We start from the raw sequence: 21183 nt of genomic DNA, 5'->3' as shown, positions 1-21183 counted from the left end.
GTCCGGTGTCAGGGAGGGGTCGGGTCGGGGACGGGCCGGATGCAGGCCCTGCGCGGGCGCGGGCCCTACTCGGGCGTGTACACGGTCTGGATCAGGCGGTTGGACTGGCCCCTGCGGATCAGCACACCGCGCCCGGCGGGATGCTGGGAGGCGTACACCCCCGGGAACAGCTGGCCCTCGCCCCGGTCGCCCGCCATGACGACGGCCGAGGCCCCCGACTCGCGCAGGCCCTGCACCAGCGGCTCGTACATGCCGCGCGAGGCGCCCGCGACGCGGCGCGTCAGGACGAAGTGCAGGCCGATGTCCATCGCCGACGGGACGTACGGCACGAACGGGGCGAGCGGCGACTGCCCCGCCGTGGTGAGCACGTCGTAGTCGTCGACGAGGACGACGATGCGCGGTCCGCCGCCCCAGCTGCCGGGCTCCAGGTCCTCCAGCGGAGCGCTGTCGTCGGGCAGCCGCCGCTCCAGCTCGGTGGCGATGCCCGCGGCCAGCCCGGCGCACATCTTGGTGTTGTAGGCGTAGCCGCCGTTGAACTCCTCCGGGACCACCCCGCGCAGGCTGCGCCGGGGGTCCATGACGGCGAAGACCAGCTCGTCCTCGCCGTAGCGCTCGACGAGGCCGCCGGCGATCGTCTTCAGCAGGTTCGTCTTCCCGCACTCGCTGTCGCCCATGACCAGCAGGTGCTGGTCGTGGTGGAACAGGTCCAGCAGGACGGGCGCCAGGGCGCTCTGGTCGAGGCCGATGGGCACCCGCTTCGGCTCGCCGACCGGGCCCGGCAGCAGGTGCGGCTCCAGCAGGTGCGGCAGCACCCGTACCGGCTGGGCGGCCTCGCCGCTCCACGTGGCGCGGATCGTGCGGGCCGTGCGCTCCAGCACCGAGCCCAGTTCGGCGGTGTCGCGCAACCCGTCCGTGCGGGGGAGGGCCACCTGTGCGAAGAGCTTGCCGTCGGTGAGGACGCGGCCGGGCTCGTCGGGCGACAGGGTCTCGGCAAGCTTGCGCTCGATGCTCGACTCGCTGGGGTCGTTGAGCCGCAGTTCCACCCGGGTGCCGAAGTTGGACTGGGTGGCGATGCGGACGTCGTTCCAGCGAAGCATGCCCGCCACGACGTGGATGCCGTAGCCGCCACCGCGCTTGAGGATGTCGACGACGGCGTCGTCGAGCTCCTCGAAGTCGTCGCGCAGCGCACCGAAGCCGTCGATGACCAGGACGATCTCGGCGGAGGCCAGCTGGGGCAGCCGCCCGGCCGCGTGCAGGGTGCGCAGCTGCTCGACGGAGTCGATGCCGTGCTCGCGGAAGACCTCCTCGCGCAGGGCGAGCATGGTGCGCACCTCTTCGACGGTCCGGGCCGCCCGCTCGCGGTCGGCGCGCCCGGCGATCCCGCCGACGTGCGGCAGGCCCGACAGGGCCTGGAGGCCGCCGCCGACCAGGTCGAGGCCGTAGACGCCGACCTCCTGCGGGGTGTGGGTCAGCGCGAGGGAGAGGACCAGGGTGCGCAGCAGGGTGGTCTTGCCGGACTGCGGGCCGCCGATGACGGCGGCGTGGCCGCCCGCGACGGTGAGGTCGAGGTACCACTCGCCCTGCCACTGCTTCGTCGGGTCGTCGAGCAGGCCGAGGGGGACGACGAGCCGGCCGCGCCGCTTGGCGAGCTGCATGCCGCGGGCGCCCACGTCGAGGGGGCCGGCGACCGCGTCCAGGGAGACCGCGTCGGGCAGCGGGGGCAGCCAGATGCGGCGGACCGGGGCGGCGGCGCCCCGCAGCTGGTCGACGATGACGCCCATCTCGGTCGGGCCGGTCTCGCGGCGCCGCGCGGAGGGCTCCTGGGCGCCGGTGGCCTCCGGCTTGGAGAGGGTGTTGAAGGCCTCGTACTCCAGGGCGAGGGGGCCGCTGTCGTCCTCCTCGGAGCGCTGTACGGGCCCCCGGTAGGCGCCGGAGACGTAGCTCGCCTTGAACCGCTCGTAGTGGCTGGTGTCGACCTTGAGGTAGCCGAACCCGGGCAGCGGCGGGAGGTGGAAGGCGTCCGTGGTGTCCAGGACGGTGCGGGACTCGTCGGCGGAGAAGGTGCGCAGGCCCAGGCGGTAGGAGAGGTAGGTGTCCAGGCCCTTGAGCTTGCCGCCCTCGATGCGCTGGCTGGACAGCAGCAGGTGCACGCCGATGGAGCGGCCGATGCGGCCGATGGACAGGAACAGGTCGATGAAGTCCGGCTTGGCGGTGAGGAGTTCGCCGAACTCGTCGATGACGACGAACAGGTGCGGGAGCGGGTCGAGCTCGGGGCGGCGTTCGGCGCGCAGCGCGGCGTAGTCACCGATGTCGGCGACGTTGCCGGCGTCCTTGAGGACCTGCTGGCGGCGCTTGACCTCGCCGGCGAGCGAGGCGTGGACGCGCTCGACCAGACCGGCCTGGTTCTCCAGGTTGGTGATGACGCCGGCGACGTGCGGCAGGTCCGCGAACGGCGCGAAGGTGGCGCCGCCCTTGTAGTCGACGAGGACGAGCGCGAGGTCCTCCGGCGGGTGGGTGGCGACCAGGGCGAGGACGAGCGTGCGCAGCAGTTCCGATTTGCCGGATCCGGTGGCGCCGACGCACAGGCCGTGGGGGCCCATGCCCAGTTCGGAGGACTCCTTCAGGTCCAGCAGCACCGGCTCGCGGGAGTCGCTGATGCCGATGGGCACGCGCAGGAAGGCCCGTTCGCCGCGCGGGGCCCACAGCTCCGGCAGGTCGAGGCGGGCCACGTCGTCGATGCCGAGCAGGTCGGCGAAGTCGACGGGTCCGGAGAGCGGGGCGTCGATGAGGGACTCGGCGGACAGGCGCAGCGGGGCGAGCATCCGGGCCAGGCCCTCGGCGAAGGGGATGCCGACCTCGTCCACGGTGCCGTGGGCGCTGATGGGCTCGTCCTGGCGGAGGTCCTCGATGAGGACCTGGTCGCCGTCGACGGTGATCCGTACGCCGACGTGTCCGGGCTCCTGCACCCGCTTCTCCAGCAGGTGCAGGACGGTGACGCCCATGTCGCGCAGGCCCACCGCGTCGTCGGGGCGGGGCAGTTCGACGGCGTCCTCGCCGTGCCCGTCGGTCACGACGAGCAGCCGGGAGGTCATGGCCAGAGCGTCCTTGCCGGACAGTCCCCGGCGCACTTCGGCGGCGTAGGAGGCCCGGCGGCGCAGCTCCGGCCCGACCTGGCGGGCGAGCTGGGCCGGGGAGGCGGCGATGCGGCGGGCGGCGACGGGGCCGTCGAGCTGCTCGGTGTCCAGGAGGTGCGGCATCCACTTGGCCCACTCCCAGTCCTCGAGCCGGTCGCCGGGCACGGCGAGGGCGATGGCCACGTCGTCGGGCGCGTGCAGGGCGGCGGCCTGGACCAGCAGGGCGCGCGCGACGCGCAGGCAGTCCTCGCGGGGGCCGATGACGCTGACGTTGCCGACGCGGTCGAGTGGGACGGTGAGCGGGAGTTCGGTGCCGTTGCGGAAGCGGGCGGTGAGCGCCGACGCCTCGTTGAGCATGAACTGGTCGGGCGGGGTCAGGACGGTCGATCCCTGCTGCCCGATCTGCAGGTCGCGTACGGGCATCTGGCCGGTGCCGACGCGCACCCGCAGGAAGTCGCCGTCGACGCGGCGGCGCTCCCACAGCCGGGCGGGGTCGCGGACGATGTCGTACAGGGCGTGCGGCGGCGGGTTGAGCACGTCCGCGTGCTCGCCGCGTTCGCGTTCCTCGGCGGCGAGTTCCTCGCGCAGGTCCTCCAGGTAGGCGAGGTACGCCTCGCGCTGGGTGCGGCGGGTGCGCTGCGCCTTGCCGCGCTGGGAGAAGACGAGCGCGAGGGAGCCGACGATGGTGACGACCAGGATGAGCGCGCCGAGCGCGGCGAACTGGCTGTTGCGCACGACCGTCATCATCACCACGGACGACATGACCCCGGCCACGGGCAGCAGCGACATGGCGATGTTGCCCGCCTTCCCCTCGGGGAGGTTGGGCGGGGCCTCGATGGTGCGGGCCGCGGGCGCCGCCGGGGGGCGGACGGTCCGCGCGGGGCGGTGGATCAGTCGGGTACTCATCGTCAGTGGCGCTTCTGGGAGAGCTGGAAGACGTCCGCGGCGAGCCGGGCGGCGGTCTGCCGGGTCGAGTGGGCGAGCAGGTCGGTACGGATCCGGCCGCCGTCGGCCAGGTGCCGGTCGTACGGCAGGACGTGGACGCTCGGCCCGGCCGCCTGGAGGGTGCGGGCCGCCTCGGCCAGGTCGATCCCGGAGTGCGGGGCCTGCTCGGTGAGCACGACGACGGTGCTCGCCATGACGTGCTGGGGCAGCCCCTGCATCCACTGGAGGACCGCGTAGGTGCTGGTGACCCCGTCCAGGGTGGCGGGGGCGGCCAGGACGCGGGCCTGCGAGGCGGAGAGCGCGACGCGGGCCACCTCGGCGGGCAGCGTCTCGCAGTCGACGACGGTGACGCCGAAGTAGCGGCGGAGCGCGACCATGGCCCGCTCGTAGGAGCGGGTGTCGAGCATCGCGCCGATCTGGCCCTGGCTGCCGGGCAGAAGCCATGCGTTGTCGCGCAGCTGCACCAGGTAGCCGGTGACGTCGAGCAGCGACATCTGGGGTTCGACGATGTCCGCGACGTCGCCGGTGGTCCAGCGCAGGGACTCGGCGCCGAGGCGGATCGGCAGGGAGCCGAGGGCGGGGTCGGCCTCGACGAAGAGGACGGGGTCCTGCCGGTAGTGCGCGTACGTGGTGCCGAGCAGGGCGGCGACCGTGGACTTGCCGGCGCCGCCGCGGATGGAGGTGACGGCGATCTGGCGGCCGGTGGTCACGGGCTGCTGGAGCAGCTCGGCGGCCCGGGTGGCCTCGGCCACCTCGCGGGCGGCGGAGGAGGAAACGGTTCTGCGTACGGCGCGCAGGGCGCGGGCGCCGAACGGCTCACCGTGCCGGGGCCTGCGCCCGGCACCGGCGAGCTTCCGGTCCACGGCGGGCCGGGACTCGGGGGCGGGCGCCGACCGCCGGGGCCCCGCCGGGGCGTACGCGGGCCCGGGGTGCGTCTGCGCGTGCGGCTGGGGGGCGTACGCGGGCCCCGAATGCGCCTGCGCGTGCGGCTGAGGGGCGTGCGGCTGGGGGGCGTGCGGCTGGGGGTGGCCCTGCGGTACGGCGCCGGCCGGGTGCGGAACCGCTCCGGCCGGGCCCTGCGGCGGGTACCCGTACGCGGGATCGGGCGCGCCCGGGGCGGCGGCCCGGGGCGGGTAGCCGTAGCCGGGGTCCGGAGCGCCCGGAGCGGCCGGTGCGCCCGGGGCGGAGCCCGGGAAGGGGCCCGGGGCGGGGGCCTGCGCACCGGGGCCCGGCAGCTGCGGGCCACCGGGAGGGGGGCCCGGCCGGTGCGGGTCGCCGGGGGCGGGCGCCGGCTGGTTCGGGCCGCCCCGAACCTCGGCGGGAGGCTGCGCCCCGCCCCTGAGGTCGCGCAGGACGTCGCCCTGCCAGTTGTCTCCGTGTCGCATGTCTGCCCCTGCCCTCTTCCTCAGAACTTGTTGAGCAGCTGCCCGTACACGCCGAACACCCCGACGGCGAGCGGGAAGAGCCCCACCATGCCCACCGACTCGACGAGGTCGGCCGTGCGCCGCAGCCGGACCTGCACGTGCTCGGGCGGCTGCACCGCGAGCACGAGCAGGGGCAGCAGCCCCGCCACGGCCAGGACGGCGAGCGGTCCGGCGCCGCCGCCGTGCCCGGTCCACAGCATCACCAGGCGGACGACGAGCAGTGCGGCGGCGGTGATCAGCGCCACGACCTCGGCCACCAGCGGGAAGGCCCGCGCCCGCGACAGGAGCACCACGGCGACGAGCGCGGGGAGCGCCACCGTCCACACCGAGGGCTTCTGCGCCAGCGTCAGCAGCCAGCCGGCGGCCGCGGCCGAGACGGCCGTGGCGATCGTGGCGAGGGCGAGCCCGCGGTGCGTGGCGGCCAGCGCGTTGCCCACGTCGTGGCGGCTGACGGAGGCGCCGCCGGAGCGGCGGTCGTCGAGGGCGGTGAGCCCCGAGGCCATCAGGGCGAGCCGCGGCAGCAGGCCGAGCAGCACCACGGAGACCAGGGCCATGACCGCGCCGAGCTTGGCCGGGTCGTCCTGGACGGCCGCGACCGCTTCCCACAGGGCCGTGATGACGGCGGTGGCCACGGCGCCGAAGAGTCCGCCGCGGCCGAGCGGCGAGAAGTAGCCGAGCAGGGCCAGGGTGAGGACGAGGGCCCCGGCGACGGCGGCGAGCCGCGCGCTGCCCGACCACCGGTAGGCGTCGGCGGCGGTCCACGCGGTCAGCAGGCCGAGGCTGCCGGAGGCCAGCAGCAGGGCCGTGGCCAGGCCCCGGTTGCCCTGCCCGACCCGGGAGACGAGGGCCCCGGCCGCCATCAGGGCGATCGTGACCGCGGTCAGCGCGCCGGCCAGCGCTTCGAGTCCGAACTCCCGCCGGGCGAGCAGCGCGGCGGTCACGGTGAAGGCGACGGTCGCCACGCCCGCGCTGCCCCGCCGGGCGGCGGGACGCCAGCGCCAGGCCTGCAGGTCGAGATCGTCGGCCACCAGGTCGGTGACGTCGTGGACCACCGGGGCGGGCGGCGCGGAGTGGCTCCGCACGAGCCGCAGGACGGCGCCGTCGGCTATGCCGGCCGACGCGAGCGTGCTCTCGTGCGGCAGCGCTGAACCGTCCGACGTGATCAGCTGACGGGTCAGCGGACGGGTGGCCACCCGGTCGTCGAGGAGGTGGAGCACGTCCGGCAGGAGCTGCCCGATGGGAGTGTCGGAGGGCAGGACCACATCGGCCCGGCGCCGCTCTCCGACCAGGGTCACCCGGCTCAATTGCGCCCGGGAAGTCGTTGCTGTGCTCACCACTTACGGGAACCTATCATCGCGGGTCTGCGACCTTTCGGGCCAAGGGGGACGGGGTGGCGCCGCCGGACCGTGGACTCCTCGTGACGCGTACGCCTCTGCTTCTTCCACGGACGACCGGGGCGGCGGCGGTGCCTAGGACGGCGTCGGTTTCGGCGACTTCACCGAGGACGCGGACGTGGACGCGGAGGTGGGCGTGGGCTGTTTCGCCGCCGGGGACTTGGACGGCTTCGGCGACTTCGAGGGGGAAGCACCCGAAGGGCCGGAGGGCTGCTGCGCCGGCGGCTGCTGCGGGGACGGCTGCCCGAGCGGCTGTGTCTGGCGCTGCTGTTGCCTGTGCTGTTCGGCCTTCTGCTTCGCGAGCGTGTGCTGGATGAAGGACCAGCCGACGCAGCCCGCGCACAGGACGGCCGCGATGGCGATGCCCGCGAAGAGCTTCCCGAGCCGCTCGTCCGCCGTGCGCCGCGCCCGCTGCGCGCCGAAGAGCAGGGCGTCCCTCATCCGGCGTCGGCGTACCGCCACCGATTCCAGAAGCTGGCTGTCGTAGTCCCGTGCCATTCGTCGTCCGTTGCCTCAGTCTCGGCTCGTCGAGCGCCAACCACCGCTCCGGGGCGCGGCTCCCGCGCGTGCGCCATGCGAAGTCCCCCGTGTTTTGCCCCTGCAACATAGAGCATGCGTCCGAATCCGGCACACCCGGACCGGAGGGCGAGCCGTCGCCGCGACGGGCTCAGGGAGCGGCGGGGTCGGTCTCCTCCGGGTCGCCGGCGAGGCGGACGGTGCTGAGGATGCGCATGATCACGTCGTCTCCGACGGCTCCGGGCACGCCCGTGCGGCCGTGGAAGTCCCATGCGACGAAGCCGCCCTTGGAATTGCGGAAGCCGAAGACCACGGCCTGGCCGTCGCCGGCGCAGCGGTTGGGCTGCGGGGCGCCGGCGGAGCGGGCCTTGACATAGCTGCCCTCGACGCCGGCCTTCGTGCGGTAGCGCACCGGCTTGTCCCAGGTCACCAGGGACTTGTCGGGCTGGGTGTGCGCGGCGTAGACCCACGTCGGGGCGTTCTTCTCGGCGACCTCGGCGGTGGTCGCGGCGCCTTCGGCGCCCTTGGTGCCGGTGGAGGCGAGCTTCACGTCCTCGATCCGGCCGTCGCCGTTCGCGTCGACGCTGCACCACTGGGACTTGTGGAAGGCGGGGGCCGTGTGCCCGATGAGGACGTTGCCGGGGTCCGGGTTCTTGCGGTCGGTGTAGCCGCTGAAGACGGTGGGGGCGGCGACCTCCCAGTCCGGCGGGACGTCGAACGCGGTGCCGTGCCGGGGGTTGACCACGGTCTTCCAGCCCGGGATGAGCGGCTTCGCCGGGTCGGCGGCCACGGGCCGGTCCTCGCCGCGGTACCCGTACACGACGGCGGTGGCGGCGGCGGCGACCGCCACGACACTCAGCACGCAGATGCCGACGACGGTCCGCCGCCGCCCGTCGCGGGGGCGGGGCGGGGGCTGGGCTCCCGGGTGCGACCGCGGAGCCCGAGCCGGTGGCGGCGGCCCCTGCGGCGGCCGGTCCGGCGATCCGAACGGGGCCTGCCGGTAGGGGTTCTCCTCCTGCCGGTACGGGTTCTGGTCCTGCCGGTACGGGTCCTGCACGTCTCCCCCTGTGTGCCTACGTGCCTACGTGACTACGGGCCGAAGGAAAGGATCGCGCGGCTCGCGACCTTGGGCTCCGGGCCGTTCACCCTGCCGTTGAGGAGGAACAGCCGCCCGCCCGCCCAGCCGATGCGGACCCCGTGGTCGTAGAAGACCTCCTCCGCCCCGGCCGCCGCCGCCGGGCTCTGCAGCAGGGGCTGGGCCGAGCCGTCGGCGGGGGCGAGGGAGACGACGGAGCCGGCCGTGCCGCCGCCGGGCGCCACGTAGACGACGACCCTGCCGTTCTCGACGGCGAGCGGCCACACGGTGCGCCCCGCCGGCTGCTCGGCGGTACGCCACTTCTCCTTGCCCGTGTTCAGGTCGACGGCGACCACCTGGAGGGTGTCCTCGATGCCCAGCTCCTTGCCGGGCCGGCCGCCGCCGATGTACAGCGTGTCGGCGTCGGCCACGGCCGCGTAGCACTCCTGGTAGCCGCTCGCGTTGCCCCACCCGTTGCACCGGCCGGTGACCCCGAACGCGGCCTCGCCGTGCGAGCGGAGCTTGCCGTCGGCCGTGAACGCCGTGACGGCCCAGGTCTTCTTGGCCTTGTCGTAGCCGGCGACCACCAGCGGGTCCACGGACAGCACCCGGCCGACGCGCCAGCCCTTGTCGAACGTGTGGCTCCACTTGGAGCCGCCGGTGGCCGGATCCAGCTCCTCGACCATCGACTGCGCGGCCGAGGAGGGTTCCTTCGGCGGGAAGCAGGTGCGCAGGCCGATCAGCCGCGAGCCCCCGGCGAACGCGGTCGGGGAGCAGCCGTTCGTCTTGGACGTACCGAAGAGCTTCCGGCCGTCGGTGACCGAGAAACCGCTCATGACGGCCGACCGGGCGACGGCCACGGTGTCGCCGGTGACGGCCATCTCGAACTCCAGCGCCGTGTCGTAGCGGTTCTCCTGCGGCACCGGAACCTTCCAGCCCGCCGCCCCCGTGGCGAGGTCGATCTGCTGGAGCTGGGTGCAGTGCGCCGTGTCCGAGTCGCTCTCCTTGACGCCCACGACGAGCTTGCCGGTGGCGGAGGGGTGCCGCGGCACCCCGCACAGCGGTGTCTGGAGCGAAAGCTTCCACTTCTCTTGGCCGTCGGCCACCGCATAGCCGGTGACCTCCTTGTACATCGCCTTGACCACGACGTCGCCCACCCGCCACGGGCCGTACTGGGCGGCGCCGGACCCGGCGAGCTCGGTCTGGTTGTCCCGCAGCCAGACCCGGGCCTCGCCGGGCCGGATGCCGGCGTTGGGGTCGTAGGCGTCGGGCCCGGTGCCGGGGCCCTTGCCGTCGCCCTGGTCGACGGACGGGGAGCCGCTCGGCGCCGCCGCCTTCCCGGTGTCCCGGTCCGCGGCGCCGGCGCCCCGGCCGCCGCCGAACGTGACGTAGGCGCCGCCGCCGATGACGAGCAGGACGCCGACCAGCGCCGCCACGAGGACTCGCGTCCGGCCCCCGACCGGGCCGCGGCCACCGGTGGCGGCGTTCTCGGGTCGCGGCTCGAACGGTTCGGGTGGCGGCCCGAAGCCGGCCGGTCTCTGGTCCATGCCAAGAGTCTGGCCGGAAGCGAGACGCTTCCAGAAGAGATTTTGAGACCACTTCGGCCGGCCCGGCCGCCGCCGCCCGCTGCCCGCACAATGGTCCCGGCGCGCGCCAGTGGATCAAGGGAGATGTGAATGAACGGTCAGGCAGCACAGTCCGGTGTCGCCGTACGCACCGCGGGCGAGGGGGACCTGGGGGTGGCCGCGGAACTCTTCCGCGGCTACCTGGAGTTCTACGGGGTGGACGTGCAGGACGGGGAGCGTCCGCGTGCCTTCCTGGCCGAGCGCCTCGCGAAGGGGGAGTCCACCGTCCTGCTCGCCGACGCCCCCGGCGTCGGGACGGTGGGGTTCGCGCAGGTCTACCGGACCTTCTCCTCGCTCTCCATGCGGCCCATCTGGATCCTGGGCGACCTGTTCGTCGCCCCCGCCGGCCGCCGCACCGGCGCGGGCCGGGCCCTGCTGCGCGAGGTGCTGCGCCGGGCCCGTGCGGCCGGGGTGGCCGGGGTGCAGCTGGAGACGGCGTACGACAACGCGGTCGCGCAGGGGTTGTACGAGGCGGAGGGCTTTGTCCGGGAGGGTTTCCACGTCTACTTCCACGAGCTGGGCTGAAACATCTTCCCGCCCCCGCCGCGTCACGGGGGTGGGGCGGCGCGCGAGGGGGAGTGCATGCGGCAGGGTCGCAGGGACGGGTTCCGCGAGTTCGCGGCAGGGCGGTCCGGACACCTCTACCGGTCGGCCTGCCTGCTGACGAGCGGGGACACGCACCTCGCGGAGGACCTGGTGCAGGAGACCCTGGGGCGGATGTACCTGGTCTGGGGGCGGATCTCCCGGATCGACAACCCCTCGGCCTACGCGCAGACGGAGCTGGTGCGGGCCTTCCTGACGCACCAGCGCCGCAGGTCGGCGCATGAGCGCCCGATCGGGGAGTGCCCCGAACCGGATGCGGCGGCGGCCGGCGCCTACACCGGCGGACTGCCGGGCGGCTCCGGGGACGGCGCCCGGCCGGTGCTCGTCGTCGCGCCGCCCACGCCCGGCGGCGGTTCCGGCCGGACCCCCGCGATGCCCGGCGCCGGGACCGGCGACCAACTGCTGGCGGTGCTTCGGGAGCTGCTGCCTCCCGGGGAGCTCACCGGCACCGCGGCGCGCGGCACCGAGGAGCCCCCGTACGTCTCCGGCGTGTACGACGACGGCAGGGGCAAGGCGGTCGTCAGCGTGAACCTCGCCCGCGTGGACCCGCACGGCAGCACCGCGCGCGAGCTGACCGGGTGCGGGGACAAGAACGTCCAGGAGTACGACGACTGCACGACCGAGCAGCTCCCGGACGGCTCCAGGCTGCTGCTCCACCAGGGGTACGAGTACGCGGACCGCCGGGTGGACACCAAGCTGTGGCGGGCCGTGCTCGTGACGCCGGGGGGCTTCGAAATCCACGCGTCGGAGTGGAACGCCCCGGCCGAGAAGGGGGCGCCGGTCAGCCGGACCGACCCGCCGCTGACCATGGCCCAGTTGAAGGAGCTGGTGGCCTCGGAGAAGTGGCACCCGGCGCTGGAGGACCTGCCCGCCGCCGAGCCGGATCCGGCCGCGGGGCCGGGCGGGGCCGTTGGTCCGCAGGCCGGGATCGCGCTGCGGGACCGCGAGGCCGACGTGGCGCTGAAGGACCTGCTCACCCCGCCACAGCCACAGCACTAATGCCGTGGGGCCGGCTCCGTGCGCGGACCCGCCGGCTCCTTGGCGTCGGCGTAGCACTCCACGACCGCGGTGGTGAACGGGAACCGGACCGGGGTGTCGCCGAAGGCGATCCGGCCGGCCCGGTCGCCGGCGGCGCGGATCGCCTCGGCGACGGCCCCGGCCTCCTCGGCCGGGCAGTGCACGATCACCTCGTCGTGCTGGAAGAACACCAGCTCCGCCCGCATGCCGGCCAGGGTCTGGCGCAGGCCTGCGAGCAGCAGCAGGGCCCAGTCGGCGGCGCTGCCCTGCACGACGAAGTTGCGGGTGAACCGGCCGCGGGCCCGGGTGCTGGTCGAGGCGTAGCTCGGGGTCCAGGAGTCCTCCCGGTCCTGGGGGATGCCGGCTTCGCCCTCCTCGGGGACACCGGCCGGAGGCGGGCAGGTGCGGCCGAGCCAGGTCCGTACGAGCCGGCCCTCCTCCCCGGCCCGGGCCGCGTCGTCCACGTACGCCACGGCCCGGGGGAAGCGGCGGCGCAGGGCGGCCAGGTTCTTCAGGCCGTCCCCGGAGGTCTGGCCGTAGACGGCGCCCAGGACGGCGATCTTGGCCTTGTCCCGGTCGCCGGAGAAGCCCTGGCGGGAGACGGCGGTGTAGAGGTCCTCGGGGCGCCCGGCGACCTCCATGAAGGCCGGGTCGCGGGAGATCGCGGCGAGCACCCGGGGCTCCATCTGGTCGGCGTCGGCCACCACCAGCCGCCAGCCGGGGTCGGCCACGACGGCCCGGCGGATCACCTTGGGGATCTGCAGGGCCCCGCCGCCGTTGGTCACCCAGCGGCCGGTGAGGGTGCCGGCGGGGATGAACTCCGGGCGGAACCGGCCGTCGCGGACCCAGTCCGCGAGCCAGCTCCAGCCGTGCGCGGTGTAGATCCGGTACAGCTTCTTGTACGCGAGCAGCGGCTCGACGGCGGGATGGTCCACCTCCTGGATCGCCCAGCGGCGGGTGGACCCCAGCTTGATCCCGGCCTCGGCGAAGGCCTTGATGACGTCGGCCGGCAGGTCCGGCCGCACGCGCCGGCCGAAGGCGTCGGAGATCCGGTCGGCCAGCTCGGCGAGGCGCCGCGGCTCCCCGCCGCCCGCGTACCTCTCGCCGAGCAGCTCGGTCAGCAGGGCGCGGTGCACGTCGGCCCGCCAGGGCAGTCCCGCGCGGTTCATCTCGGCGGCGACGAGGAAGGCGGCGGACTCGGCGGCGGTGAGCAGGCGCATGCGGTCGGGGTGGGCCGTGGCGTCGAGGCGTTCCAGCTGGTCGGCGTGGACGGCGAGCAGGGCGTCGAGGGAGACGGTGGTGGCGGGGCGCGGATCGAACAGGGAGTCCTGGGCGGCGGGCACGGCGGCGCGCTGCGGGGGGTCGGGCGGTACGGGGGCGTCGCTGAGGCGGGCCCAGGCCGCCGCCGCCGAGCGGGGTTCGCCGAAGCGGCCCTCGTGGCCGAGGAGCAGCAGCTCGGCGTCCTCGATGTCGTGGCAGCGCTCGACGCGGACCCCGGCGGCGAGCAGACGGGGGTACACGGCCGCGGTGGACCGCCAGACCCAGCGGGTGGCGGGCGGCGCGGAGCGGATGGCGTCCGCCGGGTCCCGCACGGTGATCCGGCGGCCGGGGGCGGGCGGCACGGGGGCGGCGTGCCATTGGCCGTCGGTGTCCTCCGTCAGGGCCCAGCGGCCGGCGTTCTCGCTCACGGGTGCGAGTGTCCCACCGGGGTCCGACAGTGCGCCGTTGCCGGCGGCCCGTGTCCCGGGCCCGGCCAGCGGCTCCCGTGGTCCGGCTCCCGTGGTCCGGCTCCCGTGGTCCGGCTCCCGCGGTCCGGCTCCCGCGGTCCGGCTCCCGGGCCCGGCGGCCTGGAGCGCGGGCGGGCCGGTCGGGCGGCGCGGCGGACATGCCAAGCTGGAGCTGTGAGAGAGCTTGCCGAGACCGTCGACCGTGCCTTCGCCGCCGCGCTGTACGCCGAGGACGACACCGGGCTGGACACCGGCGCCTCCCTGCTGGTCGCCGAGGGTGAGCGGTGGGCCGGGATCGGCCGTGAGCTGCTGGCGCGCGGGGAGGCGTACGCACGGCAGGGCTGGGAGCGGGGCTGGCGGCCCGCCGACGTGCTCCGGCTGGTCCGCCGGGACCTCCAGGAGCGGCACCTGCGGATCGCCGGGGACGTGATCGCCGCCGAGGCGCGCCGCTACACACGGCTCCCGGAGCGCTGGACCGACGCCGAGGTGTGGTGGGGCGAGGACGGGGCGTACGCCGAGCGACTCGCGCAGCGGGAGCGGACGGACCGGTTCACGCTGGCCACCGCCTTCCTGGAGGTGTTCCGGCTGCTGATCCGGCTGCCGTCGGTCGAACCGGTGGGCCCCCTGCCGGGTGATCCGTCCGACGCGCTCGCCGCGCACGCGCACATCGAGCCGCGCATGCTCGGCCGGATCCGCGCGCTGCTCGCGAAGGCCGAGGCCACCACCTACCCGGAGGAGGCGGAGGCGCTCAGCGCCAAGGCCCAGGAGCTGATGGCCCGGCACACCGTGGACGAGGCGCTGCTCGCCGCCGGCGGGAAGGGCCCGGCGCAGGTGCCCGGCGCCTGCCGGATCGGCGTCGAGGCGCCGTACGAGGAGGCCAAGGCCGTGCTGCTCGACGCGGTGGCCGGCGCCAACCGCTGCCGGGCGGTGTGGAACAGCGACTTCGAGTTCTCGACGGTGGTCGGATTCGAGAGCGACCTGGAGGCGGTGGAACTGCTGTACACCTCGCTGCTGGTGCAGGGCACGGCGGCGATGACCCGCGCGGAGGCGGCGCAGCGGGCGGGAGGGCGCAAGCGGACGAAGACCTTCAGGCAATCCTTCCTGCTCGCGTACGCCAGCCGGTTCGGGCGCCGGCTCGCGGAGACGGCCGAGCAGGCGGTGGGCGGGAGCGCCGATCTCCTGCCGGCGCTGGTCGCCCGGGACGTGGCGGTGACCTCCCGGGCGGAGGAGATGTTCCCGCGGACCACGACGACGCGGCTGCGGGGCGCCAGCGACCACGCGGGGTGGGAGGACGGCACGGCAGCGGCGGACGCCGCCCACGTCGGCGGCCGCCGAGCCCCGCTACCGCGCTAACCGCTGCGTCAACCGAGGCTCCGCGAGGCACCCCGCTACCACGGCAGCCGGGGCCCCGCCCCAGACCCGCACCCCCGCGCCTGGAACGCCGGCTGGGCGGGGTCGGGTGCGGCCGTCCCGCGCGCCGGCTCGCCGCCCTGCTGGACGACGCACTGGAGACGACGGAGCCCGGATCAGGGCGCACCGCCGATGCGGCCGAGGCGATGCTCCGGCCCACCCTGCCGGGGCTGCTGCCGGTGGCCCTGCGGGCCGTGCGGGCCGAACTGCGGCCGGGTTCGCCGGTGCTGCGGCACGCCGTCCGCGTCACCGCCGTGGCCCGCGGGTCTGGTGATCGGCCGGGCGCTGCCGCTGCCGCCTGGGCCCCGGGCTGCTGCGGGAGGCCGGCGAGCAGCTCCTGCGCGCCCTGGACGAGGTGTCACGGGCCCTGCGCACCTGAGGGAGCCGCCCGGGCCGGACCACTCCGTGATCAGGGGGACACCGCCCGTGCACGTGCATCTGCCCATGCATGCGGTCATGAACACAGCTATGATCCGGTGCAGTTGACATCTGCACTATCGGGGGCTTCCTGTGGACCACGCGTACAACGGGATGGCAGCTGCAGAACTCGCTTCCTTGTTTGAGCTGACCTGGCAGAAGAGCAGACACAGCAACTCCCAGGGGTCCTGCGTGGAGTTCGCGCGGCTGCCCGGCGGCGATGTCGCCATGCGCAATTCGCGCTTCCCGGACGGTCCCGCGCTCGTCTACACGCCGGCCGAGATCCAGGCCCTGCTCCTGGGCGTCAAGGACGGCGAGTTCGACCATCTGATCAACTGATCGGCTGACTCGGGCGCCTGGACGAAGCCCCCCTCTTCCAGCCATGCACGTGCACCGGCCGGGACCGATCGCTTGATCGGTCCCGGCCGGTCGGCGTGTACGGGGGCGGTCGCCCGGCTCAGTCGGGCAGCCGGAACAGCGCCCAGACCACCTTGCCGGTCAACCGGCCCGCGAGCGGGTGCCAACCCCAGCTGTCGCTGTAGGAGTCCACCAGGAACAGCCCGCGCCCCGACTCCAGGTCGCAGTTCTCCTCCGTCCGCTCCGGGGAGAAAGTGCCCCCGGGCCGGTCCTCGCTCGGGTCGCGCACCGCGCACACCAGGCGGGTGCTCCACCGCATCAGGTGCAGCCGCACCGGCGGCTCCGCCTCGCCGCCCCGCGCGCAGCGCGGATCGTCGGGCAGGGCGTGCCGCAGCGCGTTGGTGACCAGCTCGGAGACGACCAGCGCGACGTCGTCGAACCGCTCGTCGAGGCCCCACTGCGACAGCGTGGAACGGCAGAAGGAACGTGCCCCCCGGACCGCCTCGAGGCGGGCGGGCAGAGCGCAGGACGCGGACCCGGACACAGCTGCGGGGTCGACCGGGGGAAGCCCCTGCCGTAACGGCTCGAGCATGGTCGATCCATTCGTCCCCATGCGAGGCACTCCCGGGATTCGCGGACGCGGTGGTGGCCTCGTCCAAAGAGAACTGCGGGGTGGGTCCGGCGCCGGCGCGAAGTGCACGCAGGTGCGCGGGGACCATCGTTCCGAATGGGGCAGCCGGATGCAAGGGCAGATGCACGTGCACGCGCCGGACCTGTCCCCTCCCGTGCCGATTCTTGGTCATTTCTTCCTCCCCCGCCGTACCGGACTTCTTTTCCGCGAGCCGGGATTCCGTTACAGAACGAGTACGGCCCGATGCGTTTTGGTGGCAGACTGCGGGCCCTGGGGGTGCGGGGGCCCTCGACGCGCACGCATGCCGATTGCGATGGGGAGGGCAGTACTAGTGACCGCAGAAGCGAGCGGTTCCGTGGTGCGCCGCATCCTCCTGGGCTCACAGCTCAGGCGACTCCGAGAATCCCGCGGCATCACCCGTGAGGCGGCCGGCTACTCGATCCGCGCATCCGAATCGAAGATCAGCCGCTTGGAGTTGGGAAGGGTGAGCTTCAAGGCCAGGGACGTGGAGGATCTCCTCACGCTCTACGGGGTCACGGACAACGCCGAGCGCGAGTCGCTCCTGGGGCTGGTCCGCGAGGCCAACGCGACCGGCTGGTGGCACAGTTACGGCGACGTGCTGCCCGGCTGGTTCCAGACCTACATCGGCCTGGAGGGCGCCGCCTCGCTCATCCGCATCTACGAAGTGCAGTTCGTCCACGGCCTGTTGCAGACCGAGGCGTACGCCCACGCCGTCGTCAGCCGGGGCATGCCCGACGCCACCGCCGCCGAGATCGACCGCCGCGTGGCGCTGCGCCTGGAGCGCCAGAAGGTCCTGGTCTCCGAGAGCGCCCCGGTCTTCCACGCGGTCCTCGACGAGGCCGCCCTGCGCCGCCCGTACGGCGACCGGGACGTCATGCGCGGCCAGTTGGAGCACCTCATCGAGCTCTCCCAGCGCCCGAACGTCCAACTCCAGGTGATGCCCTTCTCCTTCGGCGGGCACGCGGGCGAGAGCGGAGCCTTCACCCTGCTGCGCTTCCCCGAGTCCGACCTGCAGGACATCGTCTATCTGGAACAGCTCACCAGCGCCCTCTACCTGGACAAGGACGAGGAAGTGGGGCAGTACGAGCGGGCGATGGAGCGACTGCAGGCCGACAGCCCCGACCCGGACCGGACCCGTGATCTTCTGCGCGGCCTGCTTCAACTGTCTTGATTCGTACGTAGTATGACGTCTGATCAGTGCGTGACGACCGATCGGTCTCCGGTGCAGCGCAAGGGTGCGCGCTCGCAGTAAGGGATGGCATGTCCATATTCAGCGACCTGGCTCACCAGTACATCGACGGCGAATGGCTGGCCGGTACCGGTTCGTGGGACATCATCGACGTCAACCCCTACAACGGGGAGAAGCTCGCGGCCATCACGGTGGCCACCGTCGAGCAGGTGGACCGGGCCTACCGCGGCGCCGAGCGCGCCCAGCGCGAGTGGGCCGCCACCAGCCCCTACACCAGACGCGCCGTCCTGGAGCGCGCCCTGCGGATCACCGAGGAGCGCGAGAAGGAGATCGTCGAGGCGATGATCGACGAGCTCGGCGGGACCCGTCCCAAGGCCGAGTACGAGATCCACCTCGCCAAGGAGTTCCTGCGCGAGGCGATGCAGCTCGCCGTCCGCCCCGAGGGCCGCATCCTCTCCTCGCCCGTCGAGGGCAAGGAGAACCGGGTCCTCAGACTCCCGGTCGGCGTGATCACCGTGATCAGCCCCTTCAACTTCCCCTTCCTGGTCGCCCTGAAGTCGGCCGCCCCGGCCCTGGCGCTGGGCAACGCCGTGGTGATCAAGCCGAACCAGAATGCTCCCGTGGTCGGCGGCGGGGTCATCGCCAAGATCTTTGAGGACGCGGGACTGCCGCCGGGACTGCTGAACGTCCTGGTCACCGACATAGCCGAGATCGGCGACGCGCTCCTGACCCACCCCGTCCCCAAGGTGATCTCCTTCGCCGGCTCCGACCGGGTCGGCCGGCACGTCGGGGCGGTCGCCGCCCGCCACTTCAAGCGGACCGTCCTGGAGCTCAGCGGCAACAGCGCCCTGGTCGTCCTGGACGACGCCGATGTCGACTACGCGGTGGACGCGGCCGTCTTCAGCCGCTTCGTCTACCAGGGCCAGGTCTGCATGGCCGCGAACCGCATCCTGGTGGACGCCCGCGTCGCGGAGGAGTTCACGGAGAAGTTCACGGCCCGCGTGCGCGCGCTGAAGACGGGCGACCCGCACGAGGCCGACACCCACATCGGCCCGCTGATCAACTCCTTCCAGGCCGACGCCCTGACCGCGCTGGTGGACCAGGCCCTGGAATCCGGCGCGCAGGCGCTCGTGCGGGGATCCACGCGCGGCAACCTGGTCGAGCCGACCGTGCTGACCGGCGTGCCCGAGGACTCCCCGCTGATGGGCCAGGAGATCTTCGGCCCGGTGGCCCTGCTGGTCGTCTTCGACGGCGAGGACGAGGCCGTACGCCTGACCAACGCGACTCCCTACGGCCTGAGCGGGGCCGTGCACACGCGGGACGTGGAGCGCGGCGTCCGCTTCGCCCGGCGGATCGAGACGGGGATGATCCACGTCAACGACTCGACGATCGGGGACGAGCCCCTGGCCGCCTTCGGCGGGGAGAAGGCCTCGGGCCTGGGCCGCCTGGGCGGCGAGGCCACGGTGGAGGCGTTCACCACCCAGAAGTGGATTTCCGTGCAGCACGGGCGCAGCCGGTTCCCCTTCTGACCTCCCGCGGTCCAGGACCTAGACTCGGCCGGGCGTACGTGGAGCCGCCCGGGGGAGTGCAAGTTGAGCAACATACCGGAGACCGGCCGGACCCCTCGGGTCCAGAACCGGCTCGTCGTCATCCAGATCGTGGTCTTCTCGCTGCTGCTCACCCTGGGCGGACGCCTCTGGTACCTGCAGATACGCAATGGCCAGGAGTACACCGACGAGGCCAAGAACAACCACGTCCAGCGGGTCGTCCAGCCCGCCGTGCGCGGGGCGATCCTGGACGCGCGCGGGGTGCCGCTCGCCGACAACGCGACCCACCTGGTGGTGTCCGCCAACCGCACCGAGCTGCTGACCATGAAGGACCGCGGCAAGGCCGTCCTCACGCGGCTCGCGGGCGTCCTGGGCATGGATCCCCAGGAGGTCGTCGACAAGGTCCGGCTCTGCGACGCCAAGACCCCGCAGCCCTGCTGGAACGGCTCGCCCTACCAGCCGATCCCGGTCAGCACCGGGGCCACCACCGAGCAGGCGCTGCAGATACACGAGCACGCCGAGGACTTCCCGGGCATCACCGCCGAGCCCACCGCCATGCGCCGCTACGCCGGACCCGACCAGGCCAACACCTCCCAGGTGCTCGGCTACCTCTCGCCGGTCACCGACGAGGAGATCGCCAAGGCCAAGAACTCCGACTCCCCCTACCTGCGCTCCGACCAGGTCGGCCGCTCCGGCCTGGAGCGCACGTACGACAAGGAGCTGCGCGGCAAGGCGGGCATCACCCGCTACGAGGTCGACAACCTCGGCCGGGTCATCGGCCAGGGCGAGACCGACAAGGCGCTGCCCGGCTCGAACGTCGTGACCTCGATCGACTCCCGGGTGCAGGCGGTCGCCGAGCGCGAGCTGAACAGCGCGATGATCGAGGCCCGCAAGGGCTACGACAAGAACACCCGCAGGAACTACGAGGCCGACTCGGGCGCCGTGGTGGTGATGGAGTCCAAGACGGGCCGCATCGTGGCGATGGCCTCGAACCCGACCTACGACCCGAACGCCTGGGTGGGCGGCATCTCCGCCAAGGACTACGCGGCGCTGACCGCCAAGGACTCCAACTACCCGTTGCTGAACCGGGCGATCCAGGCCCAGGCCGCGCCCGGTTCGATCTTCAAGGTGGTCACCTCGACGGCGGCGGTCAACGCTGGCTATCCGTTCAACAACCGCTATCCCTGCCCCAGTTCGTACTCGGTCGGCAACCAGACCTTCACGAACTTCGAGTCGCAGGGCCACGGCGACATCACGATCGGCCGGGCCCTGGAGGTGTCCTGCGACACCGTCTACTACCTGCTCGCCGACCAGGAGTGGAAGAAGGACGGCGGGATCAACCCGAAGAAGAACCCGAACGACTGGTTCTTCAAAACGGCCCACGAGTTCGGGCTGGGCAAGCGCACCGGCATCGACCTGCCGAACGAGGTCCCCGGCCGGGTCCCGGACCGGAAGTGGAAGCAGGACTTCTTCGAGGCGAACAAGGACGCCTGGTGCCGCGACGGCAAGAAGAACGGCAGCTTCGCCGAGAAGATCGCCTACGAGAACTGCCGCCAGGGCAACCAGATGCGCGAGGGCGACGCGATCAACTACTCGATCGGGCAGGGAGACACCCTGGTCACCCCGGTCCAGATGGCCTCCGTCTACGCGGCCATCGCCAACGGCGGCACGCTCCACCAGCCCAGCGTCGGCAAGGCGATCGTCAGCGCCGACGGGACCACGGTGCAGGAGATCGCGCCGAAGGAGCGCGGCAAGCTCCCGATGGACGCCAGGACCAGGAACAACATCGACCAGGCCCTCGCCGGCGTCGCCACCGACGGAAGCGCCGCCTGGCGATTCGGCGGCTGGCCGCAGAAGCAGATCCCGATGCACGCCAAGACCGGTACCGCCGAGGTCCAGGGCAAGCAGACGACCTCCTGGTTCGCCTCCTACACCGAGGACTACACGATCGTCATGACCATCTCCCAGGGCGGCACCGGCTCGGGCGCCTCGGGACCGGCGGTCCGCAAGATCTACGAGGCGATGTACGGGCTCGACCCGACGGGGAAGCAGGACCTCTCCAAGGCCCTGCTGCCGAAGCCGGCCACGGCGCTGCCCGTGCTGCGGCCGGACGAGGTGTCCGCTCCGAAGTAGGGCCCGATAGCGGACAGG

12 protein-coding genes and 3 pseudogenes are annotated in these 21183 nt (G+C 73.3%); 7 read left to right on the top strand and 8 right to left on the bottom strand.

Annotated features, from left to right (window positions below):
• Window positions 1-65 precede the first annotated feature (65 nt).
• The 6 genes and pseudogenes from eccCa to AC07FY_RS10370 form a co-directional block, all read right to left on the bottom strand.
• Window positions 66-4040 (bottom strand): type VII secretion protein EccCa, encoded by a 3975-nt coding sequence (gene eccCa / locus AC07FY_RS10395; protein ID WP_479003434.1) that lies wholly within the window; start codon window positions 4038-4040, stop codon window positions 66-68.
• A 2-nt stretch (window positions 4041-4042) separates the two neighbouring features.
• A complete protein-coding gene (locus tag AC07FY_RS10390) occupies window positions 4043-5464 on the bottom strand; it encodes a MinD/ParA family ATP-binding protein (protein ID WP_479003431.1) in 1422 nt (473 codons plus the stop codon).
• 20 nt (window positions 5465-5484) lie between these two features.
• Complete coding sequence (gene eccD / locus AC07FY_RS10385; RefSeq protein WP_479003428.1) at window positions 5485-6840, bottom strand: type VII secretion integral membrane protein EccD; 1356 nt, start codon at window positions 6838-6840, stop codon at window positions 5485-5487.
• A 231-nt stretch (window positions 6841-7071) separates the two neighbouring features.
• Window positions 7072-7395, bottom strand: a pseudogene (locus AC07FY_RS10380) (hypothetical protein); the annotation flags it as partial.
• A 169-nt stretch (window positions 7396-7564) separates the two neighbouring features.
• Window positions 7565-8470 (bottom strand): DUF8017 domain-containing protein, encoded by a 906-nt coding sequence (locus AC07FY_RS10375; protein ID WP_479003426.1) that lies wholly within the window; start codon window positions 8468-8470, stop codon window positions 7565-7567.
• 32 nt (window positions 8471-8502) lie between these two features.
• Window positions 8503-10035, bottom strand: a complete 1533-nt coding sequence (locus tag AC07FY_RS10370; RefSeq protein WP_479003424.1) for an outer membrane protein assembly factor BamB family protein — start codon at window positions 10033-10035, stop codon at window positions 8503-8505.
• 129 nt (window positions 10036-10164) lie between these two features.
• On the opposite strand from AC07FY_RS10370, the gene AC07FY_RS10365 reads away from it, so the two are divergent.
• Together AC07FY_RS10365 and AC07FY_RS10360 are read left to right on the top strand one after the other, a co-directional pair.
• Window positions 10165-10638, top strand: coding sequence for an N-acetyltransferase family protein (locus AC07FY_RS10365; protein ID WP_479003421.1), 474 nt, complete (start codon window positions 10165-10167; stop codon window positions 10636-10638).
• A gap of 57 nt (window positions 10639-10695) precedes the next feature.
• Window positions 10696-10965 (top strand): annotated as a pseudogene (locus AC07FY_RS10360) (sigma factor); the annotation flags it as partial.
• A gap of 746 nt (window positions 10966-11711) precedes the next feature.
• Here AC07FY_RS10360 and AC07FY_RS10355 read toward each other — a convergent pair.
• Window positions 11712-13421: a bifunctional 3'-5' exonuclease/DNA polymerase gene (locus AC07FY_RS10355; protein WP_479003418.1), complete on the bottom strand. Its 1710-nt coding sequence runs from the start codon at window positions 13419-13421 to the stop codon at window positions 11712-11714.
• A 213-nt stretch (window positions 13422-13634) separates the two neighbouring features.
• Between AC07FY_RS10355 and AC07FY_RS10350 the strand changes: the two genes are divergently transcribed.
• Window positions 13635-14813, top strand: a complete 1179-nt coding sequence (locus AC07FY_RS10350; RefSeq protein WP_479003415.1) for a DUF2786 domain-containing protein — start codon at window positions 13635-13637, stop codon at window positions 14811-14813.
• 567 nt (window positions 14814-15380) lie between these two features.
• The gene (locus tag AC07FY_RS10345) at window positions 15381-15626 is read left to right on the top strand and encodes a DUF397 domain-containing protein (RefSeq protein ID WP_479003413.1); all 246 of its coding nucleotides are present in this window, start codon (window positions 15381-15383) and stop codon (window positions 15624-15626) included.
• 118 nt (window positions 15627-15744) lie between these two features.
• Here AC07FY_RS10345 and AC07FY_RS10340 read toward each other — a convergent pair whose 3' ends face one another.
• Window positions 15745-16236, bottom strand: a complete 492-nt coding sequence (locus AC07FY_RS10340; protein WP_479003410.1) for an ATP-binding protein — start codon at window positions 16234-16236, stop codon at window positions 15745-15747.
• Between the two features lie 352 nt (window positions 16237-16588).
• Here AC07FY_RS10340 and AC07FY_RS10335 point away from each other — a divergent pair, with 352 nt between their 5' ends.
• From AC07FY_RS10335 to mrdA, 3 genes and pseudogenes are all read left to right on the top strand, one after another.
• Window positions 16589-17467 carry a helix-turn-helix domain-containing protein gene (locus AC07FY_RS10335; protein ID WP_479003408.1) on the top strand — a complete coding sequence of 293 codons (879 nt, stop codon included), beginning with the start codon at window positions 16589-16591 and terminating at the stop codon, window positions 17465-17467.
• A gap of 89 nt (window positions 17468-17556) precedes the next feature.
• Window positions 17557-19014, top strand: a complete 1458-nt coding sequence (locus AC07FY_RS10330) for an aldehyde dehydrogenase family protein (RefSeq protein ID WP_479003405.1) — start codon at window positions 17557-17559, stop codon at window positions 19012-19014.
• Window positions 19015-19077: 63 nt separating this feature from the next.
• A pseudogene (mrdA, locus tag AC07FY_RS10325) lies at window positions 19078-21159 on the top strand (penicillin-binding protein 2); the annotation flags it as partial.
• Between the last annotated feature and the right edge of the window lie 24 nt (window positions 21160-21183).

The sequence above is a fragment of the Streptomyces sp. NPDC045967 genome (assembly GCF_056430495.1).
Note: the sequence above shows the minus strand (reverse complement) of the source record. Positions and strands in the feature narration are given on the sequence as shown.